The sequence below is a fragment of the Curtobacterium sp. MCBD17_040 genome (assembly GCF_003234805.2).
In the GTDB taxonomy this organism is placed as follows: domain Bacteria; phylum Actinomycetota; class Actinomycetes; order Actinomycetales; family Microbacteriaceae; genus Curtobacterium.
In genome coordinates this window covers 2,010,038-2,022,272 of record NZ_CP126273.1, presented here as the reverse complement: position 1 = coordinate 2,022,272, position 12,235 = coordinate 2,010,038, and the positions used below count along the sequence as shown (strand labels likewise).

Annotated in this window: 10 protein-coding genes and 1 other RNA gene; 8 read left to right on the top strand and 3 right to left on the bottom strand. The window is 70.5% G+C overall.

Annotated features, from left to right (window positions below):
• Positions 1 to 67: 67 nt before the first annotated feature.
• From DEI94_RS09505 to DEI94_RS09470, 8 genes are all read left to right on the top strand, one after another.
• Positions 68 to 1,234, top strand: coding sequence for a cysteine desulfurase family protein (locus DEI94_RS09505; protein WP_111027161.1), 1,167 nt, complete (start codon positions 68 to 70; stop codon positions 1,232 to 1,234).
• Positions 1,235 to 1,340: 106 nt separating this feature from the next.
• Positions 1,341 to 2,447, top strand: coding sequence for a peptide chain release factor 2 (gene prfB / locus DEI94_RS09500; RefSeq protein WP_111009263.1), 1,107 nt, complete (start codon positions 1,341 to 1,343; stop codon positions 2,445 to 2,447).
• A gap of 136 nt (positions 2,448 to 2,583) precedes the next feature.
• Positions 2,584 to 3,342: a cell division ATP-binding protein FtsE gene (ftsE, locus tag DEI94_RS09495; RefSeq protein WP_111009262.1), complete on the top strand. Its 759-nt coding sequence runs from the start codon at positions 2,584 to 2,586 to the stop codon at positions 3,340 to 3,342.
• The gene (gene ftsX / locus DEI94_RS09490) at positions 3,339 to 4,253 is read left to right on the top strand and encodes a permease-like cell division protein FtsX (protein WP_111009261.1); all 915 of its coding nucleotides are present in this window, start codon (positions 3,339 to 3,341) and stop codon (positions 4,251 to 4,253) included. Before ftsE ends, ftsX begins: the two co-directional genes overlap by 4 nt.
• Positions 4,254 to 4,361: 108 nt before the next feature.
• Positions 4,362 to 4,838: an SsrA-binding protein SmpB gene (smpB, locus tag DEI94_RS09485; protein ID WP_111013736.1), complete on the top strand. Its 477-nt coding sequence runs from the start codon at positions 4,362 to 4,364 to the stop codon at positions 4,836 to 4,838.
• 185 nt (positions 4,839 to 5,023) lie between these two features.
• Positions 5,024 to 5,401: a transfer-messenger RNA gene (gene ssrA, locus DEI94_RS09480) on the top strand.
• Between the two features lie 396 nt (positions 5,402 to 5,797).
• Positions 5,798 to 6,727 carry a hypothetical protein gene (locus DEI94_RS09475; RefSeq protein ID WP_111027162.1) on the top strand — a complete coding sequence of 310 codons (930 nt, stop codon included), beginning with the start codon at positions 5,798 to 5,800 and terminating at the stop codon, positions 6,725 to 6,727.
• Positions 6,728 to 6,859: 132 nt separating this feature from the next.
• The gene (locus DEI94_RS09470; protein ID WP_220035624.1) at positions 6,860 to 8,515 is read left to right on the top strand and encodes an APC family permease; all 1,656 of its coding nucleotides are present in this window, start codon (positions 6,860 to 6,862) and stop codon (positions 8,513 to 8,515) included.
• A gap of 100 nt (positions 8,516 to 8,615) precedes the next feature.
• Here the strand turns inward: DEI94_RS09470 and DEI94_RS09465 are convergent, their stop codons facing one another.
• From DEI94_RS09465 to DEI94_RS09455, 3 genes are all read right to left on the bottom strand, one after another.
• Positions 8,616 to 9,923, bottom strand: a complete 1,308-nt coding sequence (locus DEI94_RS09465) for an LLM class flavin-dependent oxidoreductase (protein ID WP_111027163.1) — start codon at positions 9,921 to 9,923, stop codon at positions 8,616 to 8,618.
• Positions 9,923 to 11,365 (bottom strand): O-acetylhomoserine aminocarboxypropyltransferase/cysteine synthase family protein, encoded by a 1,443-nt coding sequence (locus tag DEI94_RS09460; protein ID WP_258378038.1) that lies wholly within the window; start codon positions 11,363 to 11,365, stop codon positions 9,923 to 9,925. Before DEI94_RS09460 ends, DEI94_RS09465 begins: the two co-directional genes overlap by 1 nt.
• Before the next feature lie 92 nt (positions 11,366 to 11,457).
• Positions 11,458 to 12,177 carry a M50 family metallopeptidase gene (locus DEI94_RS09455; protein WP_181441839.1) on the bottom strand — a complete coding sequence of 240 codons (720 nt, stop codon included), beginning with the start codon at positions 12,175 to 12,177 and terminating at the stop codon, positions 11,458 to 11,460.
• Positions 12,178 to 12,235: the final 58 nt, after the last annotated feature.

Sequence of the window (12,235 nt, the reverse complement as noted above, 5' to 3'; positions counted from 1 at the left end):
GCGACCGGCGTACCCTGTGGAGGCGCCCACGGCCGGGGGCGCGAGGACGCACCACCCGGGAGGCACCGTGCCGGTCTACCTCGACCACGCTGCGACGACGCCGATGCTGCCCGCCGCGCTCGCCGAGTACACGCGTGCGCTGTCGGTGGTCGGCAATCCCGCGTCCATCCACAGCGCGGGCCAGGGGGCGCGCACGACGCTCGAGACGGGCCGCGAACGGGTCGCCCGCTCGCTCGGCGCCGATCCGGTCGAGGTCGTATTCACCTCCGGTGGCACGGAGAGCGTCAACCTCGGCGTCAAGGGCCTGTACTGGGCCCGGCAGCGCGACGCCCGTCGACCACGCGTCGTGCTACCCGCCGGGGAGCACCACGCGACCGTCGACACCGTCGAGTGGCTCGCCCGGCACGAGGGCGCGGTCGTCGACGTGGTCCCGCTCGACGAGCGGGGTCGCCTCGACCTCGTCGCCCTGGAGGCGGCGCTCGCCGATCCCGCGGACGTCGCCCTGGTCACGTTCCTGTGGGCCAACAACGAGGTCGGCACGATCCAGCCCGTGGCCGACGTCGTCCGCCTGGCGCACGCGGCGGGCGTGCCCGTCCACTGTGACGCGGTCTCGGCGTTCGGCCAGGTGCCCGTCGACTTCCACAGCAGCGGTGTCGACGCCATGAGCGTCTCGGCGCACAAGATCGGCGGCCCCGTCGGGATCGGTGCGCTCGTCCTGTCGCGGACCGCCGTGGTCGAGCCGCTCCTCCACGGTGGTGGGCAGCAGCGGCAGGTCCGGTCCGGGACGCAGGACGCGGCGGCGGCCGCGGCGTTCGGCGTCGCCGCGTCGGCGCCCCACCCGGACCTCACGCCGCTCCGGCAGGCGCTCGTCGCCGGGGTCGCGGAGCGCGTCCCGACCGCGGTGCTGCGCGGCGACCCGGTGGACCGCTTGCCGGGGAACGCGCACTTCACGTTCCCGGGGTGCGAGGGGGACTCCCTGCTGTTCCTGCTCGACGCGGCAGGCGTCGCGGTCTCGACGGGGTCGGCGTGCCAGGCCGGGGTGCCCGAGCCCTCGCACGTCCTGCTCGCCATGGGTCTGTCCGAGGAGACCGCTCGCGGCGCGCTGCGGATCACCCTCGGGCACACGAGCACGGCGGACGACGTGGCCGCGTTCCTCGATGCACTGCCCGACGCGGTCCGACGAGCCACCCGCGCGGGCATGGCCGGACACGCGCCCGCCATCGGCGCCCGCTGAGGCCGCCAGCCGGGACGACGGTGGCGCGGACGGTGCCGCCGCGCACGCTCCACTGCCGACCCCGGCCGCGGGGACGGTGGCGGCTGGGCCGGTAGGCTTGTCGATCATGGTCGAACTGGACATCAGCGAGCAGATCTCCGCCCTCCGCGAGACGTTCGGGAACATCCGCTCGGTGGTCGACGTGGACCGCCTCGAGCGTGAGATCGCCGAGCTGAGCGAGCAGGCCGGCGCGCCTGATCTGTGGGACGACACCGCGCACGCGCAGCAGGTGACGAGCGCGTTGAGCCACCGGCAGGCCGAGCTCAAGAAGATCACCGAGACCGAGCAGCGCCTCGACGACCTCGAGGTCCTCGTCGACATGGCGAACGAGGCCGAGGACGAGGAGAGCGCGCAGGAGGCCCGCGACGAGCTGACCGCCCTCTCGCGGACGATGGGCGAGCTCGAGGTGCAGACGCTCCTCGACGGCGAGTACGACGCACGCCCGGCCGTCATCACGATCCGCGCCGGCGCGGGCGGTGTCGATGCCGCGGACTTCGCCGAGATGCTCCTGCGCATGTACCTCCGGTACGCCGAGCAGCACGGGTTCCCGGTCCAGGTGATGGACACCAGCTACGCGGAAGAGGCCGGGATCAAGTCCGCGACGTTCGAGGTCGACGCCCCGTACGCGTTCGGCAACCTGTCGGTCGAGGCCGGCACCCACCGCCTCGTCCGGATGTCGCCGTTCGGCGCCGCCGGCAAGCGCCAGACGTCCTTCGCCGCGGTCGAGGTCATCCCGCTCATGGAGGAGACCGAGGCCATCGACATCCCCGAGAACGACATCCGGGTCGACGTGTTCCGGTCCTCCGGCCCGGGTGGACAGTCGGTGAACACGACGGACTCCGCCGTCCGCCTGACGCACATCCCGACCGGCACCGTCGTCTCGATGCAGAACGAGAAGTCCCAGATCCAGAACCGCGCCGCGGCGATGCGCGTGCTGCAGTCCCGCCTCCTGCTCCTCAAGAAGGAAGAGGAGAACGCGAAGAAGAAGGAGCTCGCCGGGAACATCACGGCGAGCTGGGGGGACCAGATCCGCTCGTACGTGCTCGCGCCGTACCAGATGGTCAAGGACCTCCGGAGCGAGTACGAGGTCAACAACCCGAGTGCCGTGTTCGACGGCGACCTCGACGGCTTCCTCAACGCCGGGATCCGGTGGCGCAAGCGCGGCGACGCCTGACAGGCAACGCGCCAGCGTTGCGCGTCGCCGCCTGAGGAGCCCGTGACGACGGCGCCGGGACCGGCCCCGTCCCTCCCGGCCGCGAACCGCGCGCCTGACTTGCGTTCCGAGGAACGGCACCTACCCTGATCGGGTCATGATCAGATTCGACCAGGTCACCAAGGTGTATTCGGGCAACCCGAATCCGGCGCTCAACGACCTCACTCTCGAGATCCTCAAGGGCGAGTTCGTGTTCCTCGTCGGGGCCTCCGGCTCCGGCAAGTCCAGCTTCCTGCGGCTCGTCCTCAAGGAGGAGCGCCCCACCAAGGGTCAGATCCACGTCCTCGGGCAGCGGCTCGGCTCCCTGTCATCCCGCAAGGTCCCCTACTTCCGCCGCAACCTCGGGGTGGTGTTCCAGGACTTCCGGCTCCTGCCCAACAAGAACGTCTTCGACAACGTCGCGTTCACGCTGCAGGTGATCGGCAAGAGCAAGGGGTTCATCGGCGAGGCCGTGCCGGACGTGCTCAAGATGGTCGGACTGTCGGGCAAGGCGAACCGCCTGCCGCACGAGCTCTCCGGTGGTGAGCAGCAGCGCGTCGCGATCGCCCGCGCGGTCGTGAACAAGCCCGCGATCCTGCTCGCGGACGAGCCCACGGGCAACCTCGACCCGACGACCTCGGCGGGCATCATGGCCCTGCTCGAGCGCATCAACCAGGGCGGGACCACCGTGCTCATGGCGACGCACGACGCCGGCATCGTGAACCAGATGCAGCGTCGCGTGATCGAGCTGTCGGCGGGCAACGTGCTCCGCGACGAGCAGTCCGGTGGCTACCAGACGCAGGCGGTGCCGATCGTGCGGCAGCAGCCGGTGTCGACCACCACGGGCATCCAGACGCTGCCGGGGATCGTCCGATGAGGCTCGGGCTCGTCATGTCGGAGGTCGGCTCCGGCCTCCGCCGCAACGCGTCCATGGTCGTGTCGGTCGTGCTCGTGACGTTCATCTCGCTGACGTTCGTCGGCACCGCGATCCTGCTGCAGATGCAGATCACCCAGATGAAGGGGTACTGGTACGACCGGGCGCAGGTCGCCGTCTACCTGTGCACCGACACGGACACCACGGGGAACTGCACCGGGGCGAAGGCGACGGCGGACCAGCGTCAGCAGGTCGAGGAGCAGCTCCGCTCGTCGACACTCAAGCCGTTCATCCAGAAGACCTACTTCGAGACGCAGGACCAGGCGTACACACGCTTCAAGTCGCAGTTCAAGGACTCCCCGGCGACCGAGTTCGTCAAGCCGCAGTACCTCAACGAGACCTTCTGGGTGAACCTCAAGGACCCGTCACAGTCCGACGTGCTCATCGAGAGCCTGTCGAAGCTCGCGGGGGTGCAGAGCGTCGTCGACCAGCGGGGGTACCTGCAGCCGATCTTCTCGGTGCTCAACGCGTCGTCGTACACGGCGGTCGGCATCGCGGCCCTCATGCTCGTGGCGGCGGTGCTCCTCATCGCGACGACCATCCGGTTGTCGGCGTTCTCGCGACGTCGAGAGCTCGGCATCATGCGGCTGGTCGGTGCGTCGAACCGGTTCATCCAGACACCGTTCATCCTCGAGGGGGTGATCGCCTCGCTCATCGGGGCGGTCCTCGCCGGGGGAGCGATCGTCGCCGTCGTCTGGTTCTTCGTGCGTGGCTACCTCGCGACGCGGTTCACGGGCACGCCGTTCATCGGCATGAGCGAGACGGTGCTGGTGGTGCCGGCGGTGGTGGTCATCGGCGGCATCCTGGCGGCGCTGTCCGCGAGCGTCGCGATCCGGCGGTACCTCAAGGTCTGACCTTCCCGCGCGCTGCTGCGGCTCTCGTTCGGGAAGCGTGGGTGGTCGACACCGGTTGGGTAGACTGGGCGGCCGCCACACACCGGTGGCCGGCGGAGAGGACTCGACATGCCGAAGGAACGCGGGGAGAAGGTCGTCGCGACGAACCGGCGCGCGCGGCACGACTACCTCATCGAGGACACGTACGAGGCCGGCATCGTGCTCTCGGGCACCGAGGTGAAGTCGCTGCGACAGGGCCGGGCCTCGCTCGTCGACGGGTACGCCTTCATCGACGGCGGTGAGGCCTGGCTCGACGCCGTGCACATCCCCGAGTACACCGAGGGCACCTGGAACAACCACGCGCCCCGCCGCAAGCGCAAGCTGCTCCTCCACAAGCAGCAGATCGTCAAGATCAGCCACAAGACGAAGGAGGGCGGGTACACACTCGTCCCCCTGCAGATCTACTTCTCGGACGGCCGAGCCAAGGTCGAGATCGCCGTGGCGAAGGGCAAGCGCGAGTACGACAAGCGGCAGGCGCTGCGCGAGCGCCAGGACCGCCGTGAGGCCGAGCGCGCGATCTCGACGCGCGGGCACCTCGGGGAGTGACGGGGCGGGCCTCCCGAGCCGTTCGCTCCGGCGCCGTTCGCCCCGGGCGGACCCGGGAGGACCGTGCTGGCCTGGCAGCGTCCGGTGTGAGCGCGCTAGACTGGGCAACCGCCTCCACCATGAGGCGTGTGGTGCCGCTCACGCGGCGCTGACAACTCCACAGTGTGACAGTGGCCCTCCGTCATGGGGATGATCGGTTTCGACATCGCCTGCGTGCCGACGGGAAGCGGGCCGAGGATCCACGGTCATCTCGTCAACGATCCGTGGAAAACAACAAGTGCCAATTCCAAGCGCACTGACTTCGCTCTCGCTGCGTAAGCAGTAGAGCCACATGAAGTCCGTCGGCCGGGTGATCGTTCCCTATCCCGTGTCCGGCGTCATCCAGGGGACTCGCTGCGTGATTCCGTCCGGAGGTCACGCGGGACTTGCATCCGGGCTGGGCTCGTCGTCCTAGAAGCCAGTAGCAAAGGACGGAGTCGAGCAGAACGCCTCATCTGGCTACGCCCGTAGAAGACGTCGAATCACAGCGATGGACGGGGGTTCAATTCCCCCCATCTCCACCACTGCGGATCGATCCGCGGGGTCACTGTCACACACGTGGTCGTCCGAGGCCGCACCGGTTCCGCTCCGCGGGCGCCGGTGCGGCCTCGGACATTTCAGCGCCCCCATCTCCAGCACCCAGCGGTTCTCCGGCGCCCGGCGGTTCTCCGGGGCCCGGCGGTTCTCCGGGGCCCGGCCGTTCTCCGGGGCCCGGCGGTTCTCCGGGGCTCATCGGTGCTCGGAGACCCAGGTACTCCCGGCCTGGGTACCTGCGAGGCCGGGTTCCTGTGGGCTGCCTGCGTAGCACGATCGATCGAGCGCCTCCCGTCGGTACCGTCGGCGTCGGGTCGGCGGACGCCGGTCCGCTCGCTCACACGAGGGTCCCGCGGTGCGGGTGGCCCGTCGACGGGAGGACGCACGTGCAGGAGATCGCGATCCGGGTCCGGCTCGCCGCTCGGGAGCGGCTCGGGCTGTCCGACTACGAGCGGACCGTGCAGGCCGTCGCCACGCTCGCCGCGGTCGTCCGCTGGCTGCCCACGCCGGAGGCGCGTCTCGTCCTGCGTGGTCGTGGCAGCGACCCGGTGCGGGTCGAGACCGTGAGCACCGCGAACGGCTTCGAGATGGTGCTCGTGCTCGATGACCGGTCCTCGGCCGTCGAGCGGGCGGCGGTGGTCGTCGCGTCGGCGATCGCGACCGCCGCAGGGGAGCGGGTCGACGGTGCCGCGGGAGTCGTCGGCGAGCTCGACCGCCTCGATCGCAGTGCGCCGCGCGGTCGGAGTGTTGCCGAGCGGGCGCTTCGCCGGTTCCTCGAGGACGCCCGCACCGACGTGGTTGCCGGGCGTCTGACCGCACGCGTCCGGGCCGCGAGCGCGCTCGTCCGGTTGGCGGAGGACGGTGCGATGGTCGTCGTCGAGCGCGTGGTCGACCCCGCTGCCCCGGCGGTCGAGGGGCACGTGGTCGACGACGTGCCCGAACCGGGGGACGCGGTGGTCGTCGCCGAGACACCGGACGAGGCGGCGCTCATGGCGGACGCGCCCGTCGTCGTGGGAGTCGTGCCGCAGGTCGCGGTGACCGAGGCCCCGCCGCTCCCCACGCCGCCTTCGGGCGAGCCGAGCATCGCTCCCGCGCAGCAGCCCGACCGGTTGAAGAGGGACGCCTCGAAGAAGAGGGACGAGTCGAAGCAGAAGGACCGGTCGAAGCAGAAGGACCGGTCGAAGCAGAAGGACAAGTCGAAGCAGAAGGACAAGTCGAAGCAGAAGGACAAGTCGAAGCGGAAGGACCCGTCGGCGAAAAAGGACCGGTCGAAGAAGGGCGGGCCGAAGAAGGGCGGGTCGAAGAAAGGCCAGTGAACCTGTGTGGTCGTACAGTCGCTGTGTTTCCATCCGGTTACGGCTGTGTTCCGATCGCGTTGCCTGAACGTTCACCGGGTGCGGATGGTGGAAGAGTCGCATAGTCCTCAGCAATCCGACACAGGAGCGACTTTGGCTACGACCACCACCACGACGACGCCGCCGGACACCGGACTCAAGCGCAACGTCGGCTTCATCGGGCTCATCTGGGCCTCGACCGGATCGATCATCGGTTCCGGGTGGCTCTTCGGTTCCCAGCATGCCCTCGAGGCAGCTGGTCCCTCGGCGATCATCTCGTGGGCGATCGGCGGTGTCGCGATCCTCGTGCTCGCACTCGTCCACGCCGAGCTCGGCGGCATGTTCCCGATCGCCGGAGGCACGGCTCGCTTCCCGCACATCGCGTTCGGTGGCGTCGCCGGCGCGTCGTTCGGTTGGTTCTCATGGCTGCAGGCCGCGACCGTCGCCCCGATCGAGGTCGAGGCGATGATCAACTACGCGCAGCACTGGAAGTGGGCGCAGACCTTCGTCACGCCGTCGACGGGCGTCCTCACGGGCTCGGGCATCGCCGTCGCGATCTTCCTCATGCTGATCCTCACCGTGATCAACCTGTTCAGCGTCAAGATCCTCGCGAACACGAACTCCGCGGCGACCTGGTGGAAGGTCGGCATCCCCGTCCTCGTCATCATCGTGCTCGGGTTCTCCGGGTTCCACGGCAGCAACTTCACGGCCGCCGACGGATTCGCTCCCGAGGGGGCGAAGGGCATCCTCGCCGCGGTCTCGACCTCGGGCATCATCTTCTCGTTGCTCGGGTTCGAGCAGGCCGACCAGCTCGCGGGTGAGTCGAGCAACCCGAAGCGTGACATCCCGCGCGCGGTCATCGGCTCGGTCGTCATCGGCCTCGTGATCTACCTGCTGCTCCAGATCTTCTTCCTCGGTGCGCTCAACCCGTCCGAGATCGGCCACACCTGGCTCTCCGGTGCCTACACGAAGTTCACCGGCCCGTTCGCGGACATCGCCATGGGCGCCGGGATCACCTGGCTCGCGGTCATCATCTACATCGACGCGGTCATCTCGCCCGGTGGCACCGGCCTCATCTACGTCACGGCGTCGTCGCGTGTCTCGTACGGCCTCAGCAAGAACGGGTACTTCCCGCGGGCGTTCGAGTGGATCACGAAGGGCGCGGTGCCGTGGTTCGGCCTCATCTTCGCCTTCGTCATCGGCGTCGTGTGCTTCCTGCCGTTCCCGTCCTGGCAGTCGCTCGTCGGACTCATCACGAGCGCCTCGGTCCTCATGTACGGCGGTGCCCCGCTCGCGCTCGGTGCGTTCCGCAAGCGGATCCCGGACGCCGAGCGCCCCTACCGGCTGCCGGCCGCCAGCGTCCTCGCACCGCTGTCGTTCATCGTCGCGAACCTCATCATCCTGTGGACGGGCTGGTCCACGGACTGGAAGCTCGGGATCGCGGTGGCGCTCGGCTTCGTCATCATCATCCTGAACCGGGTGCTCGGTGGCAACCGTGCGGTCCAGCCGCGCTGGGACTGGCGGGCCGCGCAGTGGCTGTTCCCGTACCTCATCGGCATGGGTCTCATCGTGTTCCTCAGCGACTTCGGTCCGCTGAAGCACCCGTGGTTCCCGCTCTGGTGGGACATCGCGGTCACCGCGGTGTTCTCGATCGTGATCTACTACTGGGCCGTGAACAGCGCCTCGAGCCGTGAGGAGATCCTCCGCACCGCCGAGGACGTCCGCGAGACCGAGGAGACCAGCGTCGTCGACGCCGTGCCCACCCACTGATCGCGGTCTCCGCTCACTTCGGACGGGAGGCAGTGCGCACGACGTGCGCACCGCCTCCCGTTCGTCGCTCCCGGACCCCTGATCGTGGCGCGGTCGAGCGTCAGAAGTCGGTGAGGTTGGCCCGGAGGCCGCCGTCACCGAACTCGCGACGGAGCAGACCGCGGCGACGGAGGACCGGGACGAGGTCCGCGAGCATCCGCGTCACGGCGACGGGGTGGAGGTCTCCGGAGAGGATGAAGCCGTCGTTGTCGGCGTCGTCGCCGAGCTCCTCGGCGAAGTCGGCGAACTCGTCGGCCGTGCCGACGAAGCCGGCCCGCTCGTCGAGCCGGCCCTTCCGTGCCTTGCGGGTCAGGAGCGCGCGGAGCGGGGCGTCCGGGGTGTCGCCGACGAGACCGCGGATCGTGCCCGCGGAGACGTGGTCGCCGAACAGTCCCGCGGGCAGGGGCGCGTCGAGGTCGAGCGTCGTGAGGTCCGTCTCGAGGTCGCTCGACTGGCCCATCGCCACGACGAGCAGGTCCTCGTCGCTCGGGTGCCGCGAGGCGTCGACGAGCCGGTCGGCCTCGGTCGCTGAGGACACGATCTCCGGCGTCACGACGAACATCGTCCGGACAGCACCCGGCGCCCGGCCCGCAGCGGCGGACGCCTCGGCGATCCGGGACCGGTAGTCGCGCACCGTGGCGGCGTCGAGCGGGGCGAGGGCGAGCTGCACGTCCGAGTGCGTGCCCGCGAACGCGAGCCCACGCCCTGAGCCACCCGGCGAGACGATGACCGGGTCGTCCGCGAGCGGGAGCGCGTTGAGGGGGCCGGTGACGTCGAAGTACGTGCCCTGACGCCGTGAGCCGTCGGTGCGCTCGCCGTCGGCGAAGTGCCACGTGTCGGTGTCGGCCACGACGGCGTCCTCCCCCCAGCTGTGCCACAGGTGCCGGATGACGCCGAGCCACTCCTCGGCGCGGTCGTACGCGGCGTCATGGGGCAGCGGCGCGGCGCCGACGTGCCGCGCGCTCCCGACGTCGGTGACGACGTTGAGCCCGAACCGGCCGCCGGACAGGTGCGCCAGGGTCGACGCCTGTCGTGCCGCGAGGTACGGCGGGGTGATGCCCGCGTTGACGGTCGGCACGACGCCGATGTGCTGCGTCGCTGCGAAGAGGTACGGCGCGAGCAGGAGCGGATCGTGCTTCGGGCCGCCGTACGCCTGCCGGATGCGCAGGTCGAGGGTCGACGGGTTGCCGAGCGAGATCGCGTCCTCGGCGATGACGAGGTCGAGGCCGGCCTGTTCGAGTGTCCGGACGGACTGCTGGTACAGGTCCGGACGGGTCCAGTCGTACCCCCAGTCCCAGTCGGGCCGACCCCACCCCTGGGGGCCGAACCCGCGGGCGAAGAACCACCCGAAGTGCTGCATCCGTGGCATCAGATCTCCTCGAGCACGATGTGGGGAGCGCCGAACTCGCCGGACCGGACGTCTTCGTCCACGGTCGCGGTCTCCGCGACCGGTGTCGGGCCTCCCGGACCGTCGGCGGGCAGACCGACCCCCGGCCCCTCGGCGGACCGGACCGCCGCCAAACCGCGCTCGAGGTCGCGGATCAGGTCCTCGACGTCCTCGATGCCGACCGAGACGCGCAGCAGGCCCTCGTCGATGCCGGTTGCGGCGCGTTCCTCGGGCGTCCGCTGGGCATGCGTCGTCGACGCCGGATGCAGGATGAGTGACCGGACGTCGCCGAGGTGCGTCATGCGACTGAACAGGCCGAGTGCGTCGACGAACCGCTGGGCGGCGTCCCGTCCGCCCGCGAGCGAGAAGGCGAAGACCGAACCGGCCCCACGCGGCAGGTAGCGCGTCGCGAGGTCGTGGTAGGGGTTGGACTCCAGCCCCGCGTGGTCCACGTTCGCGACCTCGGGCTGCGCGTCGAGCCACCGGGCGATCGTCAGCGCGTTCGCGCCGTGGCGCTCCATGCGCAGCGAGAGCGTCTCGACGCCCTGCTGGATGAGGAACGCGTTGAAGGGCGAGGGGGTGGGGCCGAGCCGTGCGGCGACGACGTCGCGTGCGTACGCGACGAACGCCCGGTCGCCGTGGCGGTCGACGTGGCTCCGGCCGCCGAGCGCGCGGTCCGGTTCGGTCAGATGGGGGAACCGGCCGCCCGTGGCTGCCCAGTCGAAGCGACCGCCGTCGACGACGACGCCACCGATGGCGGAGCCGTGTCCCGCCAGGAACTTCGACGCGGAGTGCACCACGATGTCCGCGCCGTGCTCGAGCGGCCGGACGAGGTACGGCGTGGCGAGTGTGTTGTCGACGACCAGCGGTACGCCGTGCTCGTGCGCCACCGCGGCGACCATCGCGATGTCGAGGACGTCGTTCTTCGGGTTCGGGATCGACTCGCCGAACAGGAGCCGCGTCTCGGGGCGGATCAGCGCCCGCCAGGCGTCCGGGTCACGGGCGTCGTCGACGAAGTCCACGCTGATCCCGAGTCGTCCGAGGTTCTGCAGCAGGAGGCCGCGGGTGCCCTCGTAGATGCTCGACGCCGACACGACGTGGTCGCCGGTTTGCAGCAGACCGAGGAGCGCCACGGTCACCGCGGCCTGTCCGCTGCCGACGAGGATCGCCTCGACCCCGCGCTCGAGGACGGCGACGCGGCGCTCGAGCGAGGCGTTCGTCGGGTTGCCGAGCCGTGTGTACGTGTACCCGGCGTCGTCGCCGGCGAACCGGTCGCGCGCTTGCCCGAAGTCGTCGAACAGGAAGCCGGACGACATGTGGATCGGGGTGATCCGCGCGCCGTGCGCCGAGTCGGGCACGACCCCGCCGTGCACCTGCTCGGTGCTGAACCCGAACCCCGTCGTCACCGTGTCGCTCTCGGGCACGTCCCACCTCTCTCTGCCTCTGCTGGCGCACCTGCGCCCATCGGGCGATCCTCCCACTGCCGGAGCCGGGAGGCACGACCGGCGTCGTCCGGTTACGGCACCACCCCCACGACGAGCGTCCGCAGACCGACCGCGACCGTGTCGACGACCGCGCCGAGCGGGGCCCGCGCCAGCCAGACGACGCCGAGTTCCACGAGCACGAACAGGACGTACCAGACCGCTGCGGGGAGCCGGTACTCGCTCGCGACGATGTGGAAGTCCGTCCGGACCGGAGCGCCGGTGGCGATCCAGCCGGCCACCCGCACGACCGACCGCACACCGTCGACGACGAACAGTGCGCCGATCGCAGCGACGACGAGCACGGTCCACTCCGAGGGACGCACCGCGACCCAGACGGCGACGGCCGCGAACCCGACGACGACCAGGACGCCGAAGGCGTTCCGGACGAACAGGACGGCGACCACGGCGGCGACGCCGAGGACGGCCGTCGTGAGCACGCGGTCGGCGTGCACGGACCCGATCACGAGCAGGGCCCCGGCCCAGAGCGGTGCCGAGTACCCGGCGTAGAGGTTGCCGAGCCGGACCGCCCACCGCACGGCGCGGGGGACGCGACCGATGTCGACCCATGCCTCTCCCGAGCCGTCCGCGTGGAGGTCGATCCGGCGGATACGGCCGCCGAACGGCACGACGACGACGCAGTGGCCGACCTCGTGCACGATGGTCGTGGCGATCCGGGCGACGCGTCCGACGGCGGGCACGAAGGGCAGCGCCGCCCCGACGAGCAGGGCGACCAGGAGCGCGGAGGACGGCACCCGGGGATCTTCGCGCACCCGGCCGATGTCGAGCCTGGGAACGCGGGGGGCGACCCCC

Bases quoted from the DNA above. Each gene is read 5' to 3' on its own strand.
- prfB (WP_111009263.1), top strand. From the start codon at position 1,341: ATGGTCGAACTGGACATCAGCGAGCAGATCTCCGCCCTCCGCGAGACG.
- ftsE (WP_111009262.1), top strand. From the start codon at position 2,584: ATGATCAGATTCGACCAGGTCACCAAGGTGTATTCGGGCAACCCGAAT.
- ftsX (WP_111009261.1), top strand. From the start codon at position 3,339: ATGAGGCTCGGGCTCGTCATGTCGGAGGTCGGCTCCGGCCTCCGCCGC.
- smpB (WP_111013736.1), top strand. From the start codon at position 4,362: ATGCCGAAGGAACGCGGGGAGAAGGTCGTCGCGACGAACCGGCGCGCG.
- DEI94_RS09465 (WP_111027163.1), bottom strand. From the start codon at position 9,923: ATGCCACGGATGCAGCACTTCGGGTGGTTCTTCGCCCGCGGGTTCGGC.